This is a genomic window from Bradyrhizobium barranii subsp. barranii (genome assembly GCF_017565645.3).
GTDB lineage: Bacteria > Pseudomonadota > Alphaproteobacteria > Rhizobiales > Xanthobacteraceae > Bradyrhizobium > Bradyrhizobium barranii.
Map to the genome: position 1 here is coordinate 9210111 of NZ_CP086136.1, position 24246 is coordinate 9234356.

Genomic DNA, 24246 nt, shown 5'->3' on the forward strand with positions numbered 1-24246 from the left:
TGATCCAGCGTCGTCCGCTTGGAAACAGCAAACCAAACCGGTTGCGCTGGTCCGCCACAGGCCTCTCGAGCGAGAGAATGTAGTTCTCGCCTCTGCATAAGTAGACGATCTACGAACGCGCCTTTCGCCACCTCAAGCACCGGCTCGTCCATCTTGCTGTGCACGGGCTGTCTGCCTTAGATCACGCGTCCACAATGAAGTGGTGGGCGCGTCCTGGCGTGCCGATCCGAACAATCTCAGGCATCCAATAGCAGCCCAATCGAACACCAATGCCAGGAGGCAAACGGCAGCACCGATTTTGATCCGACGCTTCACGCGACTTCCTTCCGGCTGGCTGTTCGCCATGCTGACTGACTCAATTCGACTCCGTCAAGAGCTGAAACTAAATGGCGCCCTCTCTGGTCTGTCAGCTTCTCGAAAGCTGCGCCTGCAACAATCTAGGCTGGCATCCGGCACTTCGAAGGGAGAGAGATATGAACGTTGATCCACGAAATGCTGTGGACACTCCCTTTGAGGTTCACAACGTGGTACAGCAGGCGCGCCGCGTCCATGGACAACAGGATGAGCTTGGCGCCGAGAGCAGCGCAACGGCACACAATTCCGAAGATCAAGCAAGCTTCGAGCAGCAGCTGAATGACTTGGATCTAGACGACCTCGATTCGGCCTACCCGACGCCGCCTTCACTCTGCTTAGCGGCAAATTCCGCGACTGCCACGTCCTCGTCTGCGCCAGGCGAGGCCGCCTCGGAACCCGGTAGCTGCCCAGCCCCATCATTTGTCAGTGCCCGCGCTCAGCTTGCAGCAACACTGACAGGTGCCAATCTTGAAGTGCTTCGCAATGAGATCGACCTTGCCGTGCAGCAGGCGGCGCGCTGGTCACCGGCGAGCGCACCTAGCATTGACCGAGACGGCGTATTTGACGACGTCGTGAGGTCGTCTTATGTCACACTGCGGCGTTTTCAGAATCAGAATAGTGACTGCAAGCCGCATACGGACGAAAACACAAGCGCCATATTGCATGTTCGCAACACGGCTCGGGATCATTCTTCCATTGGAGATCATCCAGAGCGGTATCCTATTGACCGGGCGCGCCAAGCTGGCTGGCATATGCGCGGCAAGACAACAACATCACCCTTCGTATCGTTGGTCGAAGATCCGGCGAAACTCGCCGTTTCTCGCGATCATTGGGCGAGGGCGATCGCCAACAATGCGAACGCACTGCACACCTACACTGTTCCGAAGCACAGTGTCTGGACGCCAGACGACGTGATGAGCAGCATTGCGCTCAGAATGAATGCTGAAGACTACGACAACATCGATGCGGACGTCGATTTGATGTGCTCACTTGGCAGAACGCCAACGAAAGAGACCGAGCGCCTGTTCTTGGGCGGAAACTTGGAAAGCTACCGCACCGGCAGAGAAGAAAATCCCTATAAGCGCGAGAGCAATGAGTAGATGGTCTCTCGGCCAAACCGTTGGGCTGGTTCGTTGGTTTTCAAGCACCCAAACTCCCAAAAGAAAGACCTTGAAGCGGCGTACCAACTCCGCACACGCAGAACAGCTTAAGCTTATGCGGCGACCGGCGGCCCGATCAACTCGCCGGTCGAGCGGCAGAGCGGTTCGGTCTCCGACAAGATGCACTTCCGGCGACGCGAGGATGTCGGACAATCCTCCTCCTGTGCGCGCTCGTTGGAGCATCCCGGCGCCTTGGACATTGTGAGTTCGAACGACATACGAGCTCACGGCTGGCTGGCGGCTTTGGTGGAGTTACGCCGCTGAACGCGCTGCGTCCCTCTCTGTACTCGGTCTGAAATTGGCCGCGCGGTCAAGCAACAGGTGTTTCGGCCGCGATCGCATCGGGCATTCGCTCCCCGCGATAAGCCGCGCTGTTACAAGACAGCCGATCCGTCACCTGGATGCGTTCCATCAAAACAATCGATTTTGCGGAGCGCGCCTAAGAGGCTCATAGTCGATCGCAATATAAGGAGGCCGCATTCAAGATGACGTCTGGCAATCGATTCTCTCCTCAATCCCTTGCCGAACAACTTGGCTCGAGCGATCGACAGTCTTCACCTCGAACGTTGCTACCTGTTCATCAAGTGGACGTCCACCTCTCGCCACGGTCTCCCCGCTAAATTGACACGCATGAGGCGGATCGGATCGCCCCGCTCCTGGTGTCATGGCTTACCCCGCTTGCCAAGAGCACCTGCCTCTTCTGCACTCAATAGCGCTTCTGCGAGACGTTTAATTGGACGGACGAATGCTCACGGCTTTGTACACAGCGAGACGGACCGCCGCGCGCAGTTCGACGGCATGGTCGAACTGTGTCGCCGTTGCCTCACAACGATTCCAAACTGAAGGCACCCCGACAAAGAGCATTCAATTGCACTTGAATCTCACCTCGCGTCAGATTGTAGGATTTCCGACAGTCTCGCGACACAGTCCGCTCGTGTGAACTCTTCCTGACGGGTACCAACAATTGCGAACGTCTCAAAAACTCAATGCTCGGCCGATTCGGTTGATCACACTACCCAACTCCTCCTTTTTAGAGCTTGCATCGTTCATCTGCTCTGTGAGGGCTGGGCGAAGCGCCGTCTTCGCAGGCAGACCTGGATCCAGCGCGCGAGAACAACGCGGGCAGTCGTTGTTTCGCCTATGCCGACGAAAGGCAGAGTTCCTGAGCCGTGCACCCGATCCGACGACATGGAGCCGGCGTCGCCGCCTCAGACAAGGCACGACAGCAATGCCGCACGTAATTTGTCCTTCATTGGCAGCACTAGCTCAGTTGGGACGGAGAACGCCTCGGAAGCGACCGAGCATTGGAACGGTTGACATCTTACTTGGATAACGCCGGCAAACGAGAGGACGTCTGTCCCGAAGGACGCGTTGATCGTTTCGTCGCATCTCGGCCTTTTACGCCCCATTGGCCGGCACATAGCGCGCGAAGTGTCTTTAGCGCGGAACACTTGCAATGCCGCGACTTGACGGCACTACGGCCAACAGCCTCGCAAGACTGACCGCGGATCAAGACGAACTGGGAAGTATTCAATGTCGGTTTCGCAAGCCTGTTCGACGACAAATACAGCTGATCTCGCCCGTGCCTTGCTTTCGCTGGGGCAGTCTCGCGCGATCACTACCGCTAGCATTCGCGCAGCGCATGCAGGCATTGCTATGTGCCGCCCACAGATGCATCAGTGCGCCGCCAGGGCTCTCAACCCCGTAAGTCATCGCAGAGCTCTTGCCAACATAACGGATATGTTGAGCTGCGCCGCCCGCCCAGGCGACCCGCCGCGAGCCGTCACATATCCGATGTCAATGGATGCGCATGCATCGGTCGCCTGCCAACAAGCTCTTGCGGGTCGTCTACGGCTTTTCGAATTCATGCCAGACCGGCAGCATCCAGTCGCCGGATCTCTTGGTCAACCCTAACACGCTCAAGTCTTGCCGAGGACGGACGAGAGGCGATGGATGCGAATTCTCCTGGTTGATCATCATGCGGACTTTGGCCGCGCTGTGAAGGCAACGCTCGTGAATTGCGGGTTCGCGGTGGACGTGACGCCCACGCTGGATGAGGCGTCAGCCGCGCTGGATTGCGCAAACTACCACCTCGTACTGCTGGAGTCCGTCTTGCCGGATGGGGATAGTTTGGACTGGTTGAAGCAGTTGCGGCGCGAAGGACGATCAATGCCGGCAATGATGATGAGCAGTCTCAATGATCTCAGCCGCCGGATCGCGACCTTCAATGCGGGAGCGGATGATTTCCTGCCCAAGCCTGTGTCGATCGACGAACTCATCGCTCGCATGCGGGCCATTTTGCGAAGGTCAACGCAAATGACGGCGCCGGTCGTGACATTCGGGAATCTGCATTTCGATCCGATCGCCAGACAAGTCTCGGTGGGTGGCCGGATCCTGAGGATTGCTCGGCGTGAGGTGTGCATTCTCGAGCATCTGCTCAATCGCGCCGGCCGCACTGTGCCGCGCGCTTCGCTGGAAGATAGCTTGTACGCGTTCGATGACGAGGTTTCGACCAATGCGCTGGAAGTCGGGATTTATCGCTTACGCGCGCATTTGAACCAGGCGGGTGCGACGCTCAGAATCAAGACCGCGCGCGGCGTCGGTTACACTCTTGAACTCGTTGGCACAGCATCGGCTGCCTAGCAGCGTCACTTAAAGGCAACAATCGCTTGAAGGTCCTTAATAATGCCGCCGGCGCTACCCAGCCGCCTGCGATCACCAACCCACAACGCTCTGCCGCTCTCAATCGTCTCTGCTACCTCCTATGCGGATTTGCTTTGCTGTTTCCGCTTGCGGCCTCAGCCGAGACCAAGCGGGACGGCAAAGGAGAGATGCCACGTGCGGCACCCGGCAGCACCACGGGCACGCTCAATATTACCTCGTCACAGGGAAAGACGGTGCATTTGAGCGCACCGGCGGCGACCATTTTTGTCGCCGACCCTGCAATTGCCGATTATCAAGCTCCGTCGAGCAGTACAATTTTCGTGTTCGGCAAAAAGTCCGGGCGGACGAGCCTGTTCGCCCTCAACGAAAACGGCGAGGCTCTTGCCGAGCTGCGTATTGTCGTAACCCAACCACTCGAGGATCTACGGGCCGCGCTCAAGGCCGAGGTCGGCGACTATCCAATTCAGGTCAGCTATACCCCGCGCGGGGCGATCCTTAGCGGTATAGCGCCCAATGCCGATGTCGTTGAGGCTGCGAGGAAGGTCACTGAGCAATTTGTTGGCGCGGGCGCCCCGGTCGTCAACAAGATCCAGGTCGCCGGCTCACTGCAGGTAAATCTCAGCGTGCGCGTAGCAGAAGTCTCCCGCACCGCCGTCAAGGATCTCAACATCAACTTCACCGCCTCGGGCCCAAACGGCGCTTTCCTTGCCACCGGCAAACCGGGAGGGTCCGGCAGGGCTGGCGGCGGCGGCACGATTGGGATCGGGTTTAGCACCGGCAATATCAACCTCAGCGCTGTTCTCGACGCTCTCGCCAGTGAGCACCTCGCCTCAATCCTGGCTGAGCCGAACCTGACGGCAATGTCCGGCGAAGCCGCAAGCTTCCTCGCCGGCGGCGAGTTTCCGATCCCAGTCATGCAGGACAACAGGCAGGTTTCGGTCCAATTCCGGCAGTTCGGCGTGAGCTTGGAATTCGTCCCGACAGTGCTCAGCAACAACCAGATCATTGTCCGTGTGAAGCCCGAAGTCAGCGAACTATCGACCGAAGGCGAAGTCAAGATCAATGGTATGGCGGTTCCTGCCCTCTCGACGCGGCGGGCGAGCACCGTGGTCGAGCTCGCCAGCGGCCAGAGCTTTGCAATCGGCGGCCTCATCAGGCGCAACTTCAACACTGATATCGGCGAGTTTCCCTGGCTCGGCGACGTACCGATCCTTGGTGCGCTTTTTCGCTCTTCATCGTTTCAAAAACGCGAAACCGAGCTAGTTATCGTTGTTACACCTTACATCGTACGGCCGGGATCAAATCCAAGCCAGATAAGTATTCCGACCAACCGCATCGCACCGCCATCAGATGCAGGCCGCATCTTGACGAACACGGTGGCACGGCCGCCTCAAGGCCGCGATGCGCCGCGCGCGAGCGCACCGGGACTGACGGGCAACGCCGGCTTTATCATCGAATGAGGATCGACATATGAACATGCGATATTTGTCCCATTCGATTGTCCTTGCCGCAATATTGGGGGGCTGCGCAAATACTGCGTCGATCCATCCCAATCCTGCCGAACAAGGAGTCCAGGTCGAACAGAAAAAGCGTGTCTTGCTTCTGCAGAGCCTCCATGCCCTCGAAAAGCTTCAGCTGCGTAATTTTATCGCCGACGCAAGTGGTGGCCGGCGGGATGCGCTCCATGTGGATGTCAGCGGCTCCCATAAGCTCATTGCGCAGGTGGCGCACGAAGCACGCGCCATGGGGGTTGTTCCCTCTAACATCCGGCTGTCCGCTTCTCCCCTCAATTTATCGGGCCGTTCCGCCGTCAGGATCGAGGCGATTACGTTTGAAGCGCATCTTCCGAACTGTCCGTCGCTTTTGATCGCAGGACCAGCAGTGGACGACAATTCGTTCGAACCGACTCTTGGTTGCTCGACCAAAAACAACCTGGGAGTGATGGTGAACGATCCGCTCGACCTGGTTGATAATCGGTCTGTCAGCACGGTAAATGGCGATCGCGCCGCCGCTCCTCTTGCTAGTCACTCTACTCTCGCAGCGCGCAACAAGGGCAACGGAGAAGATGGAGCAAGCACGACAGCGCCGGACGCAGCGGGACCAACAACACAGAATGTGCAGCCGCTCCGATAGGCGCTTTAAGCGCTTGTCGGAACCTACTGTGCAGCACCTGGCGCTCAGGCGCACGAGCGATGCTGCAAGGCGCAGAGAAGGCAATTGCGAGCCATCATTTATCCTTTCATTCTACCTTTCCGCTTGGCGATGTCAGGTTTTGGAAAGCAAACGTGAGTAGCGAAATAGCGAGAGAGCGAGCCCTGCGGACTGAACATGGACCGATTCAACACGATCAACCCAGCCGATAAGGCGTCCGCTGCGTCGGACGCCGCCGTGGAACAGCCGGATCAAAAGCATGTGGCGTTTGAGCAGCACCTGGCAGGCGTGCGAGAGGCGGGCCCTGTATATCCGCACGCGGCGCTTCATGATGTCACTGAGGAAGACGATCACCTCATCCAGGCGGCATCGGCCGCTGCTCTCAATGGAGGGCCGCCGCCGAGTGAGACCACCGTCAAAATTTATGATCGTCGGCTTCGCAAATTCGCCGAGGGGCTGAAGAAGTCCGGCAAATCAATTGCTGGGCTCGATGACGATGCCTTACTCGCTAACGCTAGGAAGCTGCTGCCAAACGACAGGGTCATCGCGCCAGCATTGTTAATGATCAGTCGGTACCGCGAGCCCGACGCCAACGCTCGCCCCCTCTCAACACATTATCGTCCTTCCAGGGAAGATGAGGGTCTTATCAGGGATGCCGCCGAGGCAGGTTTTGGTCGACAGATCGGCAGGAAAACGGCCGAGAGCTATGCGAGCGGACTGCGGAAGTTGGCGGTAGCGCTCCGACCCTTGTCCATTGCCGACCTCAGTGATGATAAACTGCTCGGACACGCGGATAGGTTGTTCCCGAAGGACAAGATGCTCATCTCCGCCTTGAATGGCCTTCGGGACTATCGCGCCATTACCCTGCAGACCAATTTAGGCGGAGAAGGAGGCAGTTCGCGCCAGGTCATCCAGCCGTCCACCCCCTCAGCTATGCCGGCCGATGAGCAGCCGATTGGGGACGATGCAGATGAGCGCAGCTCACGGCCGCCGGGGTTCAATGCTCCGCAGGTCTGGCATGGAGTGGGGTTGGCCGTCCATTCGCCTACGGAAAGTGTCGCCCAGGACGTGCTTTTCGATGCTGCAGAAGCCGAGAGCTTCTTGCCGGCGACCATGCTTGGGCCAACGGTCAGTTCAATGGTTCACTCGCCGGTGCAAAGTGTCGATCAGGAGGCGCTTTTCGATGCCGCGGATCGTGCGAACCTTTTGTCGGCGGCGACCTCCAATGCGCCGGTACCTTGGCCAACGATGAGTCCAACCATTCCCTCGCCGGTGCAACGTGTCCCTCGGGACGCGCTTTTCCATGCCGAGGGTCGCGAGAACCTCTTTCGCGCGCTGACCTTCGATGCACTGGTGCCTGGTCCAATGATGAGTTCAATCATCCACTCGCCGGTGCAAAGTGTCCCTCAGGACGCGCTTTTCGATGCAGCGGACCGCGAGAACCTTTTGCCAACGCCGACCTTCGATGCGCTGATGCCTTGGCCAACGATGAGTCCAACCGTTCCCTCGCCAGCGCAGAGTGTTGCTCAAGAAGCGCCTTTCGATGCCCCTGCTTGGCATCCGAGCTTGCGGCAGCCCGATTTCGCCTCTGAAGACCACTCTGGACAGATGATGAACGAAGGCGCTGCGGCGCAGACCACCCTTGAGCAGACGATCGCAGCAGCCGGCGAAGCCTTTGATGCGTCTTTGAGCGTTCCCGAACATTTCTCCCACGGGACTCAGGCCGCGCCGAATATGATGCACAGGCTTCGCCGCTGGGGCCTCTTGCCGGATGCAGCACAGCGGGTAAAGGCCTACGACATTCGAGGTGAGCGCTATATGGCCGTCTTGGGACCGGGAGGGCTCAACGATGTTCAGCTCGTCCATCTGCTGTCGCCCGCTGTCGGCGATACGTTTGATGTTTCTTTCGCCGTTCCCAAGAATTTTTCCCATCGCACCCAGCCGGCCCCCGACGAGATGCTGTCCAAGTTAGGCGAGTGGGACTTCTTGCCTGTTGTGGAACATCCAATCATGAACTTTGAGATCGGCGGCGAACGCTACACGGCCATCTTGGGACCGGAAGGGCCCAAGGACGTTCAGCTCATTCATCACCCTCGGCCCGCTTTGCCGGGCGAAGCTAGGCCTGCGGCACTGAGGACTTCCTCAGATATCTACGGCGGTCTTGCGACAGGGCTTGATTCGGCGGCTCCGTTCGAATGGAGTAGGGACGCTCCCTCGGCGCTGGCGCCGAACCTTCCTCTGCCGTCTGCCGCACCTGCATCAGGCCATCAGCCAGTCCCGCAAGTGCCTGAACTGGGAGAGTTCTTGGGCGACGGCTGGACGCACGCCTCCCAAGAGGCTTCGCCCGCCGTGATCGACATATTGCAGAATCTAGGCCTTCTGCCGAGCCGGGACGTCCCAATGACCGCTTTTTTTATCCACGGTCAGCTCTACACGGCAGAGAGCCTACCGGGAAGCCGCGTTCTTCTCTTCCATCAGCCACAATTTGGCTGAATGAGGGGCTCGTCGGCACCTCGGACAGCTGCTCAGGCGGACCTAAAACCACGTCTGATCCTCCTTCCGGAGATCTTAGAAGCACGCTTCAACGATGCCGGGCGGTGAGCAAATCCGACCTTTCCAGTGCCACCATGATCTCAAGCAGCTATCGATCAAGTAAGCATTCGGCAGCACCGCACTCTGCAGAGCAAGAGAGGCGCGGTCGAGTAGCTCAGCCATTTGGCTTTCGCCCTCACAGATCCGGGCGGGCGGATTTCCCGCACCCGGCTCTTCCCGAGGGTAACCCGCGTCATATCCGCGCCTGCGCCCAAGTGCGAGTGATGCGTGGAACGGGCAGAGGGAAGCGTGCCGTCAGGGTGTCGAACTCCGACCAGCCCATGCGCCGACTTTTCTGGCTGCGTCGTCTCAGACAACGTAGCCAGATCCGACGCACTTCGCGGTAGAAGCCGTTGAGCGCTGGATAATTGTGCGGCCTGCCATAGTAGCCGTAGTGCCCGCGCAGTGCGGCGGCGAACCGCTCGTGCTGCGTGGCCAGTGGCGCGTGCATGAGCCGCCAGGCGTCCTGGCGCAACGCCGTCAGCTTGCGCGTCAGGCGTTTCCCTTCCGTCTTGTGCTTCACGATGAACCGGCCATCTCGGGTCCGCCCGCAGTAGTGGGTGAAGCCGAGGAAGGCGAAGGTCTCTGGTCGCCGCTCGCCGCGCCGCTGACGCGAGACGGCCGCGAACCGGCCAAACTCGATCAGCCGCGTCTTGCCCTCATGAAGCATCAGGCCAAAGCTGGCCAGCCGCACCTTGAGGGCCAAGAGCATTTCCTGCGCATCTGCCTTGCTCTCGAAGCCCATGACGAAGTCGTCCGCATAGCGCACGGTCACGACGCGACCGCGGGCATGACGACGACGCCATTGGTGGGCCCAGAGATCGAGGATGTAGTGCAGGAAGATGTTGGCAAGGAGCGGGCTGATGCCTGCCCCTTGCGGCGTGCCCCTGTCCGTCTCTCGCTTCTCGCCGCTCTCAAGAACACCGGCCCGCAGCCACAGCTCGAGGAGCCGTAGGATGCGAGGATCGGCGATCCTGTGCGCCACCATCCGCAACAGCCACTCGTGGTCGACCGCGTCGAAGAAGCTGCGTATGTCGGCATCGAGCACCCAGTTCACACGCTGGCTCATGATCGCCGTATGCAAGGCATCAAGCGCCATATGAGGATTCCGCCCCGGCCGGAAGCCGTAGGAGAACCCAAGGAAGTCGGCCTCATAGACGGCGCTCAACACCTCGGCCACCGCGCTTTGGACGATCTTGTCCTCGAGCGCCGGCACACCGAGAGGCCGCTTACCGCCATCGGCTTTGGGGATGTAGACTCGCCGCACCGGCTGTGGCCGGTAGCGACCAGTGTGGACCCGTCCGCAGAGGTCGCGGATGTTATCCGTGAGCCCCTCTTCGTACTTCGCCATCGTTACCCCATCGACCCCCGCGCTGGCCTGCCGCTTTTGTCGTCGAAACGCCCGAAGCAGAGCGTCCTCGTCGATGTGGTGCAGCAAGGCCGTGAACCGGGTTTGGGCAGCCCGCTTGGCCGCCGCGTTCACCCGATCGAGGTTCGGCGGCAAGGCAACCCGGCTCTGTGTCCGGACCCTGGCCTTCTCGCGCGGGCTCCCCTCGGGCTGGCCCCTTCCCTCCATACGTCTCGTTTCCTTCGACGACTTCACAGGTACTATGGACCAGTCCGACTCCCGACCTCAGCTCGGACCGCGGCTCTGGCAGTGCCTCGCCGCTGTCCCCCACTGGAGACCAATCCAGTGGACCCGATCGGGCCTCTCATGTTCCGATGATTGCCTTCCATGCGTGATGCGGCCATCGACCCCGACGGAGCGGCATCGTCTCGCATAACGACGATGCTCATGCTGCCTTCGTGACTAGTACCCACTTTTCTTGGAACGTGAGTCGTGATTCAAGGTCGGGATGATACCCGAAGCAAGAGAAGTCCACCTTTCGAGGAAAGATCGCAAGGTGCTTGAGGCGTGCTGTCGCTCACCGGTGACGTTGCAGCGCGATTTGAAGCGGGCGCGGATAGTTCTGTTGGCGGCGGATGGGCGCAGCACCCGGTCGATCGCCAAGGAAGTTGGGGTCCAGCCGCGGATTGTCAGCCTTTGGCGGCATCGCTATGCCGACCATGGCCTTGAAGGGCTGCAAGACAAGCCGCGGCCTGGCAAGCAGCCGATCTATACGAAGACGACCGACAAGCGGATTCTGAAGCTGCTGGATAAGCCGCCACCGCAAGGGTTTGCGCGCTGGACCGGCCCCCTGCTGGCCGAGGCGCTGGGCGATGTCGATGTCCAATATGTCTGGCGGTTCCTGCGCAGCCACAAGATTGACCTGGTGGCTCGCAAGTCCTGGTGCGAGAGCAACGACCCGAACTTTACGGCCAAAGCCGCCGATGTTGTCGGCCTCTATGTCGCGCCGCCGGCGAAGGCCATTGTGCTGTGCGTGGACGAGAAGCCCTCGATCCAGGCTTTGGAGCGAGCGCAGGGTTATCTGAAGTTGCCCAATGGCCGCGCCTTAACCGGCCAAAGCCACGATTACAAGCGGCATGGCACCACAACATTGTTTGCGGCGCTCGAAGTCGCCACCGGAAAGATCATCGCGACCCATTCAAAACGCCGGCGCCGCGTCGAGTTTCTCGATTTCATGAACAGCGTCACCGCGGCTTTTCCGAACCGCAAGCTTCACGTCATCCTCGACAACCTCAACACCCATAAAAAGAACGAGGACTGGCTCAAGGCCCACCCCAACGTGCAATTTCATTTCACGCCGACAAGTGCGTCATGGCTCAATCAGGTCGAAGTATGGTTTTCCATCTTGCAGGGGCAGTCGCTCAGCGGCACCTCCTTCACGAGCCTCAAGCAGCTTCAGGAACACATCGATGCCTACGTCAACGCATACAACGACAGAGCCGAGCCCTTCGTCTGGACCAAGAAAAAGGTCCGTCAACGCCGTTTCAAAGGCCGCCGTATCACTCAGCTCTGATTCCGGGTACTAGGGAACACACTCGGCCTCCGGCTGATGGCGCTGGTGGTCGAAGGCATGACCGGCGCGGCATGTGCAGTGAGATCGGCGACAACGTGACCCCGTGGGTCGGTCAAAATCCCCCGGGTATGGTCACTTGAAACTCCCCCACCTGATGATCGCCGTCAGCGCCGCTGAACAGCAGTAGCCGGTCAGGCAGGACGTTTATGTTCGACCCCTTTAGCCAGCAAGGGGCCGGGGAGTTGAACGTCTTGAAGCGACATCTGCAAAGCACCGTACTTACATTACTTGATCGCAACACCAGCCAGCGCGAGATTCACCGGCTGACGGGTGTCGATCGCAAGACGATCCGGCGTTATCAGGCGCTGCGGGCCGGTGCGGAGGCAAATTCCCCCGGGGAAGTGACCACCGGCTCGGTGAGCGCGGACGGCCAAATTCCTCCACCCCGACCACCGGCTTTTGGGACATCGGAAGCGACGGTCACCAGCAGCCTGGCCCGTTCGGCTTGCGAAGCGCATCGGACGTGGATCGAAGAACAGGTCCGGCTGAAGCGGAACGCGCAGGCGATTTACCAGGACCTGGTTGATCAATTTGGCTTTCCGTCCAGCTACCAGAGTGTCAAGCGGTTTGTGCGCCGGTTGCGGCACGCTGATCCTGAGCAGTTTGATCGTCTTGAGTTCCTCCCCGGCGAGGAAGCTCAGGTCGACTATGGCGAGGGCGCGCCGACGGTTGATCCGAAGAGCGGGCGGTACCGTCGTCCCCGCCTGTTCGTGATGACGCTACGCTACTCGCGGCGCAGCTTCCGGCGGGTAGTCTGGAAGTCCAGCCAACAAGTCTGGGCGCAGCTCCACGAAGAGGCGTTCCGGTATTTTGGCGGGGTCCCCAGCTATGTCGTGCTCGACAACCTGAAGGAAGGCGTCCTCAAGCCGGATTTGTACGAGCCCCAGCTCAACCCGATTTACAGCGCGATGCTGGCTCATTACGCCGTGGTCGCCGATCCCGCGCGCGTGGCCGATCCAAATCGGAAAGGATGCGTCGAGAATGCGATTCAACATACCCAGGGCACTGCGCTGGCCGGACGGCGCTTCGAGACGCTGGAGGCGCAAAACGAGTTCTTGAGGCACTGGGAGGAGAACTGGGCTTCCAAACGCATCCACGGCAGCACGCGCCGTCAGGTCGAGGCGATGTTCCAGGAAGAGAAGCCGCACCTGCGGCCGCTGCCTGTCGCTCCCTTCCGCATCTTCACCGAAGTCGTCCGGACTGTCTGCGACGACACCACCGTACGCGTCGACAACAGCTATTACGCCGCGCGGCCCGCGCCGATCGGCAGCCAGGTCGTCGTGCGCATCTACACCACCACGATCGAGATCCGTGATCGCCACACCCGTGCGCTGCTGCGTGTTCATTCCCGGATGGCGCACCCCGGTTCTGTCGTCCTGCCGACCAGCGAACGGCCGTTCAACCCGTCGCGGCAAACCGCCGTGCTGCTGGCGAGCGCCGAGCGCATCGGACCGCAGACCAGGGCCTTGTGCCAGCAGGTGTTCGACACCGAAGGGCGCCCCGGACAGCGCGCGATGTGGGGCATTGTCGGGCTGGGCCGGAAGTATCCGGCGCGGCTGGTCGAGCAGGCCTGCGCGCACGCCATCGACAACCGCATCTACCGCTACAAGCACGTGCGTGCGACCGTCGAGCGGTTGTTCGAACAGGCGATCGAGCAGGTTGGAGTGACGCCACAGCCGGCATCGCCGCTCACCCAGGATCATCCGCTGATCCGTACCCCCGCGGAATACGGCGACCTCTTCAGCCGCGCTGTGCGGCGCGACGCCGACGACAATGGTCGGCAGGCCGAGGCTCACGACGATCACGCCACGGCAATCCGCGCTCGTGTCGCCTGCGCAACCCCGGCCAACTCCGGCGCCACGAGCGCTCCCGCTGCACCTTCTCACCTTAAACTGGAGACCTAGCCACATGATGACCATGCCGGAAATTGAGCGTTGCCTACGACAGCTGCGCCTGTCGGGTGTCCGCGACACGCTGCAGACGCGCGTGCTCCAGGCGCAGGGCGCCAACCAGCCCTTCCTCGAGACCTTCTCCCTTATCCTGCAGGATGAACTGGACCGTCGTCAGTCCCGTCTTATCGAGCGGCGATACCAGCAATCCGGGCTCGACGAAAAGCTGACGCTCGCCGAGTTCGACTGGTCCTTCAATCCCAAACTGCCACGTCAGACCTGCTTCCAGCTCCACACCCTGGCGTTCATTGCCGCTGGCGAGAACGCTCTGCTTGTTGGCAAACCTGGCACCGGGAAGTCGCACATCGCCAAGGCGATTGCCTATCAGGCGATCCTGCAAAGCCACAAGGTCCAGTATCTTGAGACCGACGACTTCTTCCACCGCTACGCCCTGAACTCTCCGGCACAACGCGAGGTCCGGCTGCGAACCATCATCGACTGCGATCTCCTCGTGCTGGACGATCTATTCCTCGCACGCGCCATCCCCGACGACGCCGGCACTTTGCTGCAGACCCTGATCCATCAGCGTTACAAACTGCGCCGCAGCGTCATCGTCACCTCCAATCGCGTCGTGCAGGATTGGGGGGCATACCTTGGGGACAACACTATGAGCACGACGATCCTCGATCGCCTTATGCATCATTGCCATCTGCTTGAGTTCGACGGACGCAGCTATCGGCTCAAAGAAGCCGCTGAAGCTCTTGCCCGGGAAACAAACTCAAACTAACAGTCCCTTGTCCTGCCTCGCGGGTGGAGGAATTTGACTGACCACACCCGGAGGAATTTGAAGTGACCCGCGGGGACGTGAAGGCCTTCCTCAACCGCCCGCTCTAGGGCGATCGGCCCTATCTGTGGATCGGCCACGTACGTGAAGCTGCGTCAGCAGGGGCGCATCGTCTCGGTCGCGGTGACCATCGCGTCGAGTTAACAGCGACGGCCGGCGTGAGGCGCTCGGCATTGACGTCGGCCCATCCGAAGCCGAGACGTTCTGGGCCGCGCTCCTGCGCAAGCTCGTCCGCCGCGGCCTGCGGGGCTACGGGCTCGTCGTCTCCGATACTCATGAGGGATCACGGCCACGGTCGGCGAAGTTCTCAACGCCACTAGCGCTGCCGCGTCCACTTCATGCGCAATGCGCTGGCACGTGCCGGCAAGAGCGCACGGCGCCTCGTCTCCGCCTTCATCGCCACGGTGTGCGCCCAGGACGATGCCGAGGACGCGCGGGCGTAATGGCGCTGCGTCGCCGACCAGCTCCGCTCCCCTGCCAAAGCGCGGCGCCTTCCTTGCAGCGCCGGATCCGCTACTGACGGGCAATGCACGGCGGCGGGCAGGAACTCATCTTCCGTCAGACCTCCGGCTCTTGCGATTGATTTGATACGCAAGCGGCTGACCGCTGGCGTTGTCACGTGACGATCTCCTTCATCCCGCTAATCCCGAATCTTTTTCGATTCGCCTGTGCGATGTAGTGCGCGGGCTTCTTCGCCATGTTTCTGAACTTGGCCACTCTAGAATCAGAAATGCCGTCAGTTGCGAGTTCCTTGCGTGCAATGAAAATTCAGATCGAAGCCCGTAGCACGAGTAAGTACGCGGCAACGGGCGGTGCTCCCGCCGCTCTTCGTAAATATGAATGTGCATCACGTCTTCGACCTCTGGACCCACGAGTGGAGAAGCAGCGGCAGCTATGCCGGCGGCAGTCTTATGGGCTTCGAAATAAAACCGAGGTCCTACGCCTTCTCGACGCCCTGCGTGAGCGAATAGCGGAGTTCGGTCTTTCGCTAAATGAGGAGAAGACCCGGATTCTGAAATTTGGACGGTACGCGGCCGAGCGCCTCTCGCGCCGGGGCAACGCCGCCCGAAGACGTTCGACTTCCTCGGGTTCACGCACATCTGCGCGGTGCACCCAACGAAATCCGCACTTCACAATGCGGATTTCACGGATCGTGAGCATCGATTTCGCGCGATCGTGAGCACTGAATTCAGACGATCGTGAGCAGCCCGCTACGGCCGATGGGAGATAGAGTCAGTGTTCTGGTTGGCCGTCAAGGGTGATGGTTTTGGCGCTGCGTTTTCGCATGCTTTCTCCGGTGAGCTGGAGGCGGTGGGCGTTGTGGACGAGGCGATCGAGAATGGCGTCGGCGACCGTGGGGTCCCCAATGGCTCCATGCCAGGTGTCCACGGGGAGCTGACTTGTGACGATGGTGGATGCGCGGCCATGTCGGTCCTCGAGGATTTCGAGCAGATCGCGGCGTTCCGCGGCGGTGAGCACCGATAGTCCCCAATCATCCAAAATCAGAAGCTGAGCGCGGCCGAGGCTTTTGAGGAGCCGGGCGTAGCGTCCGTCTCCGCGCGCGAGCGCGAGCGCCTCGAACAGCCTTGGAACGCGATGATAGAGGACTGATCGGTTGTCGCGGCAGGCCTTGTGGCCGAGCGCGCAGGCTAACCAACTTTTGCCCAGGCCGGTTGCCCCGGTGACGAGCAAATTCTCGTGGCGATCGATCCAGCGACCTTCGACGAGTTTGGCGAAAACGGCGCGGTCGATGCCCCGCGGGGTGCGCAGATCGACGTCCTCGACGCAAGCAGTCTGGCGCAGTGCGGCGATCTTGAGGCGCGTGGTGAGCCGCCTGGTGTCGCGTTCGGCGGCTTCGCGGTCGACCAACAGGCCGATGCGATCTTCGAACGGCAGGGCTTCGAGATCGGGCGATCGGCGCTGCTCCTCGAAGGCCTTGGCCATTCCGGTCAGTCGGCGCCGTAGCTTTTGACGAGCGCCAGAATGCCAAGGCAGGTTCGAAAGCCTTGTTCTGGATGGGGCCGGGCGTCGATCACGACCTGGAAAAACGCTGCTGTCGAAGGACCGATCCGCTCGCCGGCGGCGATCACCGCGGCGGGGGTCCATTTGCCGTAGCGGCGATGGGCGCTGGGCATGTGGTCGGCGATGGTGGTGTGTCCGCGTCGGTTGGGCGCGCGGGCATGGCTGGCGATCCGCTGGCCCTTGTGGAAGATCTCGACCGTCCGATCGTCGATACGGGCATCGACCAGCTCGCCAATCAGACGATACGGCGCGGAGTACCAATGGCCGTCGACCTCGACATGATAATCGGGAGCGAGGCGGCAGCGCTTCCAGCGTGCGAAGGCATAAGGCTGATCTGGCAGCGGGGTTAGCTTGGGTTTGTCGAGTTCGGCAAACAGTTCGGCGCGGCTTGAGCCGAAGCCACGCATTTGACGAGCATTGAGTTCGTCGACGAGTGTCTTGATGGCGGCGTTGAGCTCGGCCCGGGAAAAGAAGCGCTGATTGCGCAGCCGGGCCAGAATCCAGCGCTGGGCGATTTGCACCGCGACCTCGACCTTCGCCTTGTCTTTTGGGCGCCGCGGCCGTGCGGCGAGAATGGCCGTGCCGTAATGGCTCGCCATCTCGGCATAAGTGCGATTGAGGCCGGGATCGTAGCGGTCGGGGTTGCTGACGGCGGCTTTGAGGTTGTCGCAGACCACGAACGTCGGCGTTCCGCTCAAAAACGTGAACAAGTTGACGTGGGCCCGGATCCAGTCGGCCAAGCTCTCGCTGGGGCAGGCCTCGGCGTAGGTGTAGTTCGAAGCGCCCATCGCCGCGACGAACAGCTTCATCGGCTGCACTTCCCCGGTCAGCGGATCGACGATGTCGATGGTGTCGCCGGCGAAATCCACGAACACCTTCTCGCCGCCCAGATGAATCTGCCGCATCGAAGGTCGGACCCGCCCCTTCCAGGCCTCGTAGGTAGTGCAGAACCACGTGTACCCGAAACCGTCGGGATTAACGGCGCGATACTCCTCCCAGAGCAGGCGACGGGTTACGTTGCGCCGGCGGAGCTCTTTATCGATGTAGCTCCAGTCGGGCACCGGCCGCTGCGGGCTCTGAGACGCTGGTCGTGGGGCCGGGAAAAGCAAAAGCTCCAGGTCTTCATCGGTCATTCCCTCCGGAAGCGGCCAGCTCAACCCAGCAGAGCGGGCGCGGCTCAGGTAGCTGTGCACAACGCCGTTGCTGACGCCCACGCCCCGCGCGATGGCCCGCTCTGGCAGGCCTTGAAAATGTTTTAACCGAAGGACTTCCTTGATCCGGCGCATCGACAATCTCTGGGTAGGCATTGGACTTCCTCGTTAACCACGAGGTCATCCCTAAGCCGGTTGAGTTGTCGGCCGAAGCGCTGCAAGGCTCCGAAAGCCTTGCTCACGATCCTGCGAAATCGTTGCTCACGATCCCCTGAAATCCGCGCTCACGATCCCGCGAAACGCGCATCACAATCCGACGGGTGACAATCGACTCCCGCAATGCCAGGATGGCACGATACGACACGGCGTAACGAACCGCCGCCAGGCGTTCATCGTTGATACCGGCGCGTGGCTCCGCCGCGTGTTGCAGGGATACCTGAACTACGACACCATTCACGGGACTCTGATACGGGCTCGGGCCTTGGCCCGGTGCGATGCTTACGCGCTGGCCCGCCGAGCGACCACAGCGCGTTCTGCAGACCCTCGGCCAGGGCGACGAAGCTCTCGCCCCAGGACTGGTAGTCGCCTCACGTGTCTCGGCGATCAGCTTCGGATGTTGTCCGTGAACAAGCCTCCAAGCACTTGATTGAGAGTCTGTTTTCCGGTTGCGGCGGCATTTGAGATTGCAGGGGATTGGGGCTTCACAGCAAAAACCTGCAATTTCGATTTTGGATTTCCCTGCCGCTGCGAACCGTGATTCTGTGCTGCATCGGAGGGACCGATGCGACCAAAGAAGCACAGGACGACAGGCTCGAACGATCTGTTCCGGTCCCGGCTGGACCAGATCATCAACATGCGACACGAGCTGGTTCTGCTCGCCGGCAGGGTCGATTGGGACTGGATCGACGGCGAGATCGCGCCGCTCTACAGCGACAACGGCAGGCCGGGTATCGCGACCCGCTTCATGATCGGATTGCTGCTGCTCAAGCACATCTACGGCCTGTCCGATGAGGGGGTGTGCGAGCGCTGGGTCCACGATCCGTACTTCCAGTTCTTCACCGGCGAAGAGTTTTTCCAGCACGTTTTCCCGCATGAGCGCTCAGACCTGAGCCACTGGCGCAAGCGGCTCGGCGACAAGCTGGAGCGGTTGTTGGCCGAGAGCCTTCGCGTGGCGCACGCGAGCGGTGCGTTGCGCAGCCAGGACCTCAAGCGGGTCACGGTCGACACGACCGTCCAACCGAAGGCCATCAGCTTCCCGACCGACGCCAAGCTGCTGCATGCAGCGATCCGCGGGTTGAACCGCCTGGCGAGGAAGCACGGGGTCAGGCTCCGGCAATCCTATGTTCGCGTGGCCAAAAGCGCGGCGATGATGGCGGGCCGCTACGCTCATGCCAAACAATTCAACCGGCATCAGCGACAGCTGCGCATCCTGCGCAGCCGGCTGGGCCGGATCATCCGCGACATTCGCCGCAAGACCGAGGGCCAGGCCGCATTGGAGGGGGCATTCGCCCTGCCGCTGAGCCGAGCCACCCAGATCGGCTCGCAGCAGCAGCGCCAGCGCGGCTGGAAGTTGTATTCCTTCCATGCTCCGGAGGTCGAGTGCATCGGCAAGGGCAAGGCCGCCGCGCCCTATGAGTTCTGCGTGAAGGCCTCCATCGTCACCAACAACCAAAGAGCTCCGGGCGGCTTGTTCGTGCTCCACGCCTGCTCGCTGCCGGACAACCCCTACGACGGTCACACCCTTCGCAACGTCATCGAGCGCACCGAGAGCCTCACCGGCTGCCCGATCGAACGGGCCTATGTCGACAAGGGATATCGCGGCCACGACACACAAAATCCCCGCCGCGTCTTCATCTCGGGCCAGAAGCGCGGCGTCTTCGGCGTCATCAAGCGCGAGCTACGCCGCCGTTCCGCCATCGAGCCCATCATCGGACACATGAAGAACGAAGGTCACCTTGGCCGCTGCTATCTCAAAGGCCGCGCCGGAGATGCCGCTAACGTTCTCCTCTCGGCCGTTGGCCACAACCTCCGCCGTGTCCTGGCTTGGCTCAGAGACCTTTTGTCCCTCTTCCTGCTCTCACTCTGGCCAACGCTCAACTGTCCAGTTCAGCCCAATTCGGCTTATTAACGATCGACTCGGATCGCAGGCAGCGCGGGCGACTCGCCGCCTTGGCTGACTTCAATCGGGAGCTAGTTCAGTTTCTGCGGAGAAAAATCTCGTGTTCCGAGCCTGGCGGCCCGATACCGGCTGTTTAGTTCACGTCCCCGAGAGTAAGACTTTTATTTGGCTCAGATCCGGATGGGGCAGAAGCTTGTGCAAACCCATTCGCAACTTGAGGTCTTCCGGCGCCCACGGATCTCCCTGCTGCCAGCTCGGGGGCACATAAAGAGACAAACTTGGCAGCGGCTGGTTGCGCCGCACTTGCGGCGCATAAGGCGAGGATGTTGAGTTGAAGCCGTCCATGTTCCACCCCCTGAACGCTTAAAGCCGACTACAGAAGGTCAGCGACAGGAAACAGCGCGGGCGCGGCCTGGCGCCTACCGACCTGGGGGGGCTGGATAAAGGCACTATCCCTGCCGCTCCGCGCTGCCGTTGAGTTTAGCGGAAAGCGTGACTCGGCGCTGACCGTTCTGGATAGATAGCGCTGTCCCTGCCACGTCCCGTTAACCACAACGGCTCTGTATCCGGGCTGGCTTACTGAAAGCTGACGAGACCCGGCAATTCCCAAAACGAAAGCGGCCCGTGTGGGCAAGTTGCAGTCAAGCGTGAGAACGACGTTCCGGCGGCACGCTTGGTACCACGTCAGCCTGAGCATTCGCCAGCTAGCAGCTCCGGTGTCCAGCGCCCGGCCTGCCGGAGGGCCGCAGGCGGTGGCCACCAGAAGGGCCTCTTCCTTGTCGTTGAGTTCGCGCTCTGCCCGGTAGGCGGCTCTTCGCTCTGGTTCTCCGCCAGGTTGCCTTCGACAAAAACGTCGAAGGGTGGGAGACCGCCAAGTGGCCGACGCCCAGGCTTGTGGCGATCACGTCATCACTCATCCCGGCATCGGCCGCCAACCGGATCTGCGCCCCCTTGAGCGGACAGCGGTTGCCTGCCTCCGCCTAAGAAAAGCTCTATTCGACAAAAAGAGAGGTATCTATGGCAAACGAATCTTAGATAACTCGCGGCATCTTGAGTTCAGAGCAATCGTGGGATTTGGCGGGTGAGCTGAAGCCACTAAAGCGACCCACACCCTCGTCAGTGGGCGACATATGCCCTCGGCTCTGGAGGAAGTAGCTGCGATCGGGCTCTTATCGCAAGCTCAGTGAAGCGCCTGCCTTCCCGCGGGTGATGGCTGTGGCTTGAGATGATCCAATATCTTCGAGCCGGCGCTGAACGACCTCGACCAGAATTTCTCCAGAAAATCCAGGTGACACCGCAACAGCTCCGAGGAAGTTTTGGAGTCCGCGATATCCTTCAGAAAGGTGGCCTGATCGTGCAGGGAGGAAGCCGCCAAACCTAGTCCGTCCTTCAGGGCCGCAGCGAACAGGTTGCTTGTCGCTCAATCGAGCTCTGCCATTCCCGAAAAGTAAATGGAATAGGCGATGCGGCTGTCGTAGATTTCCCAGCGCCATCGGCGGAAGCGCCAGATATCAGAGCCGGGTCGTGCCCGACATGTGGCCGCCGCTCGCGTTTCTCGTCTTCGCTTGCATTCGGTGCCATTCGAGATCTCCTAGCTTGAAGGGCTTATAACGTACTAAGTTGTTCGCCGCTCATTTCGATCATCCCCTACAAGGTACCACAATTGCCAACACGCGATACCTACCTCATTTGGTAACGTGGCAGCAAAGGAGGCAGTGAACGCGATACGGCCAGAGCCCATAGGCTGTAAAGCGCGCGTCCGTGTGCTGTCGCTTTGCCCACCGGTGCCGGCCCAGAGGCTGAGAACTGGGGCGATCGGATGGAGGATGGTGCCGGCTGCGCGTAGATGGCTGGCGGCGGCAAAGTCGGTGAGCGCACGTACATGGAGCAGCAATCAACATTCAATAATTGTTTAAGATTCTCCAAGCCGCTGGAACGGGCGATCGCTTCTACCCTGCTTCGAAGGCTTCACTGGCAGCCTGCTCGGCCTGTTGACGGCCCTGCCCTCTGAGCCAACGAGCACTTCTGGACGGGCCACATGAAAGCGACTTTGAATCGCGGTGGATGCCCTCGACGGCTGGAAGCCGATTCGGCCGGCTGGCGTATATGATCCATTAGAACCATCTCGGCGGCTCGCGCAACCAGGCGACCGCCAGGCACTTAACCGCCGCGGCACCGCTATACGGGATCATCCAGAGGTTCTTGCCGACCGAATGCGAAATCCATGCTTCGATACGACGAGCTAACTGCCGGCGCAAACTTGCGATGTTCGGCGAAGCTTGTCCGGTGTCAGCTAGCGGGTTGGGTTAGGTGAAGCAATAGACGTTGCAAGCACCCCGCGCGGGAAAACGGCGTTGATGGACAATGGCGGCAATACCCTTGCGTCTCGAGTTTAGCTGGAGGCTTGCTTTTTCTCTCGCACGCAGGCTTACGTCCTGTGGCTCTCGAACGTGTGCGGCGCAATGTGGCACTCGGGCCGATCTTGAGACGTATAAACGCTGTGATCGTATGAACTTGTAGCAGCGCGGCTCGAGATAGACGACCAGAGACATGCTCCAGATGGCAGCCGTCCCTAGTTGACGATCAGCACTACCGGCTTGTCAACCGAGTGGCAGGGTCCCCTAGCCAAGGTGGTACAAGTCGACGTCCTCGAGGGTGTAGGCGCTGAAGCTCCCGAAATGGGCGAACAAGTTGTTGCGCTTGGCGCCGCAGCTGATCCGGTGATCCGGTCGGCGAGGCCGCGGCCCAGAGGCTATCGGGCGAGCGCATCGGCGCCTCGCGGAAGATGCGAGCATCGATTGAGCGCCAGCCTGCAGATCGCAGCGTCAGGACAGGACGACCTAGTCACGTGAATCTAATGTTCGCCACATAAAGTCTGCTGGGTTTTGTGGCAGAAGCGTTTGACGGAAGCCAAAATCTGGTCTGCGGACTTGGTCCATTTGAAGGGCTTCGGGTTTTGGTTGTGCAGGTGGATGAAGGTGCAGATGTCGGCCTCGAGTTGCCCGACGGAGGTGTCGTCTAATCGCTGCTGGGACGTCAAGCATTTAGTTTCGTCAAGAGACGCTGCCGGGTGCGTGGTTGTCTTCGCGGTCGACATTGGTCGCCGCATGATGGAGCTTCGCGGACGAGCCTTCAATGTGGACGACGCACTTTGCTGAGTCAGCAGTGCAACCCCATCAGCGGAATGGCTCGGCTCACGTCCCGGCAGGGATACCTTAGGCGTTCAGGTTCTGAACGCTATCCGAGCTTATGCGGCAGCTCCGGCATTCGGATTGAACAGCTCGCCGGTCTTAAGCATCGTATGCTTATCACCGCCAGTTTCCGTGCCACAGCCACGGCGGCTCTTTTGAAGCCGATCCTCTCCCGGAGATGCCGTCCCCACGTCCGCAGAGCGCTGTCGGTTGAGCTGCGCGTCAGAATGACCGCTGCCGCTTCATAGAGAAGCCCACGCAAATGGCGGTCGCCACGTCGGGATATATGGCCATCATAATCGACTTCTCCGGATTGGTAGCGGCGCGTTGTCAGGCCGATCCACGCGCCAACAGATCGGGATTTCCTAAAGTTGTCAGGCTCCTCAATAGCTGTGGCAAAAGAGGTTGCGGTGATCGCACCGATGCCCGGAATCGACATGAGGATGCGGCAGGCCTGACTCTCGCGCGCATCCCGAACCAACTGGCGACCGAGTTCGGCGGCGCGGATGCGAATGCCACGCCAGGCTTCCAGCATCGGAAGCACGATGGATGCAAGTCCGTCCTGATCAGCCAGAAGGTTCCGGACGTTCTCGAAGGTGCTTCCCTTTCCGGCGGGAACAAGCAGACCGAAGGTCTTCATGACGCCGCGGATCTGGTTCGAAAGCTCGGTGGTGATCCGGACCAGCCGCGTGCGCGCCGCGACAAGCGTGCGGGTCAGCATGCTGTTGAATCCCTTCACGCGCACCTCACGAAAGAACCCGACTTCCGCGAGCTGCGCCAGACCATCGGCGTCGTTCGCGTCCGTCTTGTTCGCCGCCATATCGAGCGCCGCTTTATCATGGCGCGCATCGACGCAGATCGCCGGCAATCCTTCGGTGCGCAAAGAATGATAGAACCATACCGACAGCGGTCCCGTCTCGAACACCACGCGTTTCACGGCCGGCGCCCGCTTGCGGATGAGCGCGGCGATGACACTGGGATCAGATGCACACTTGCCGCGCCAGATCCGTTCATCTGCTCGACGGATCGAGACCGCCGTCTCTTTCATCGACACATCGAGACCGATATACTCTTCCATGGCTGTTCTCCATTCGATGCTTGGGCCCGGCGTCCAGTCGTGAGCCCGTA

Annotated in this window: 12 protein-coding genes and 4 pseudogenes; 10 read left to right on the top strand and 6 right to left on the bottom strand. The window is 60.6% G+C overall.

Features of this window, described 5'->3' with window-relative positions; translation table 11 throughout:
- The first annotated feature begins 473 nt into the window (after positions 1-473).
- The 5 genes from J4G43_RS44710 to J4G43_RS44730 all read left to right on the top strand — a co-directional run bounded on the left by J4G43_RS44710 (position 474) and on the right by J4G43_RS44730 (position 8822).
- Positions 474-1454, top strand: coding sequence for a hypothetical protein (locus J4G43_RS44710; protein WP_028153525.1), 981 nt, complete (start codon positions 474-476; stop codon positions 1452-1454).
- A gap of 2013 nt (positions 1455-3467) precedes the next feature.
- Positions 3468-4157, top strand: a complete 690-nt coding sequence (locus J4G43_RS44715; protein WP_011084649.1) for a response regulator — start codon at positions 3468-3470, stop codon at positions 4155-4157.
- Positions 4158-4183: 26 nt separating this feature from the next.
- Complete coding sequence (locus tag J4G43_RS44720) at positions 4184-5638, top strand: type II and III secretion system protein family protein (RefSeq protein ID WP_018647881.1); 1455 nt, start codon at positions 4184-4186, stop codon at positions 5636-5638.
- Between the two features lie 10 nt (positions 5639-5648).
- Positions 5649-6311 (top strand): CpaD family pilus assembly lipoprotein, encoded by a 663-nt coding sequence (locus tag J4G43_RS44725; RefSeq protein WP_011084647.1) that lies wholly within the window; start codon positions 5649-5651, stop codon positions 6309-6311.
- A 195-nt stretch (positions 6312-6506) separates the two neighbouring features.
- Complete coding sequence (locus tag J4G43_RS44730; RefSeq protein ID WP_208088658.1) at positions 6507-8822, top strand: hypothetical protein; 2316 nt, start codon at positions 6507-6509, stop codon at positions 8820-8822.
- A 292-nt stretch (positions 8823-9114) separates the two neighbouring features.
- Here J4G43_RS44730 and ltrA read toward each other — a convergent pair whose 3' ends face one another.
- Positions 9115-10524 carry a group II intron reverse transcriptase/maturase gene (gene ltrA / locus J4G43_RS44735; protein ID WP_208088660.1) on the bottom strand — a complete coding sequence of 470 codons (1410 nt, stop codon included), beginning with the start codon at positions 10522-10524 and terminating at the stop codon, positions 9115-9117.
- Between the two features lie 253 nt (positions 10525-10777).
- Between ltrA and J4G43_RS44740 the strand changes: the two genes are divergently transcribed.
- From J4G43_RS44740 to J4G43_RS44755, 4 genes and pseudogenes are all read left to right on the top strand, one after another.
- Entirely contained in the window at positions 10778-11842 is a 1065-nt protein-coding gene (locus J4G43_RS44740) for an IS630-like element ISRj1 family transposase (RefSeq protein WP_026192128.1), read from the top strand.
- A gap of 206 nt (positions 11843-12048) precedes the next feature.
- Complete coding sequence (gene istA, locus J4G43_RS44745) at positions 12049-13806, top strand: IS21-like element IS1631 family transposase (RefSeq protein ID WP_100214066.1); 1758 nt, start codon at positions 12049-12051, stop codon at positions 13804-13806.
- A gap of 4 nt (positions 13807-13810) precedes the next feature.
- Positions 13811-14578, top strand: coding sequence for an IS21-like element IS1631 family helper ATPase IstB (istB, locus tag J4G43_RS44750; protein ID WP_038952109.1), 768 nt, complete (start codon positions 13811-13813; stop codon positions 14576-14578).
- A 77-nt stretch (positions 14579-14655) separates the two neighbouring features.
- Positions 14656-15075 (top strand): annotated as a pseudogene (locus tag J4G43_RS44755) (transposase); the annotation flags it as partial.
- Positions 15076-15868: 793 nt separating this feature from the next.
- Here the strand turns inward: J4G43_RS44755 and istB (J4G43_RS44760) are convergent.
- Together istB (J4G43_RS44760) and istA (J4G43_RS44765) are read right to left on the bottom strand one after the other, a co-directional pair.
- On the bottom strand, positions 15869-16579 hold the full coding sequence (istB, locus tag J4G43_RS44760) for an IS21-like element ISFK1 family helper ATPase IstB (RefSeq protein WP_014497929.1): 711 nt from the start codon (positions 16577-16579) through the stop codon (positions 15869-15871).
- Positions 16580-16587: 8 nt separating this feature from the next.
- Positions 16588-17964 (bottom strand): annotated as a pseudogene (istA, locus tag J4G43_RS44765) (IS21-like element ISFK1 family transposase); the annotation flags it as partial.
- Between the two features lie 625 nt (positions 17965-18589).
- On the opposite strand from istA (J4G43_RS44765), the gene J4G43_RS44770 reads away from it, so the two are divergent.
- A complete protein-coding gene (locus J4G43_RS44770) occupies positions 18590-19936 on the top strand; it encodes an IS5-like element ISBj2_B family transposase (RefSeq protein ID WP_208088662.1) in 1347 nt (448 codons plus the stop codon).
- 129 nt (positions 19937-20065) lie between these two features.
- Here the strand turns inward: J4G43_RS44770 and J4G43_RS44775 are convergent, their stop codons facing one another.
- From J4G43_RS44775 to J4G43_RS44785, 3 genes and pseudogenes are all read right to left on the bottom strand, one after another.
- On the bottom strand, positions 20066-20272 hold the full coding sequence (locus J4G43_RS44775; RefSeq protein ID WP_011084638.1) for a hypothetical protein: 207 nt from the start codon (positions 20270-20272) through the stop codon (positions 20066-20068).
- Between the two features lie 2509 nt (positions 20273-22781).
- Positions 22782-22940: pseudogene (locus J4G43_RS44780) on the bottom strand (IS630 family transposase); the annotation flags it as partial.
- A gap of 234 nt (positions 22941-23174) precedes the next feature.
- A pseudogene (locus J4G43_RS44785) lies at positions 23175-24196 on the bottom strand (IS110 family RNA-guided transposase).
- Between the last annotated feature and the right edge of the window lie 50 nt (positions 24197-24246).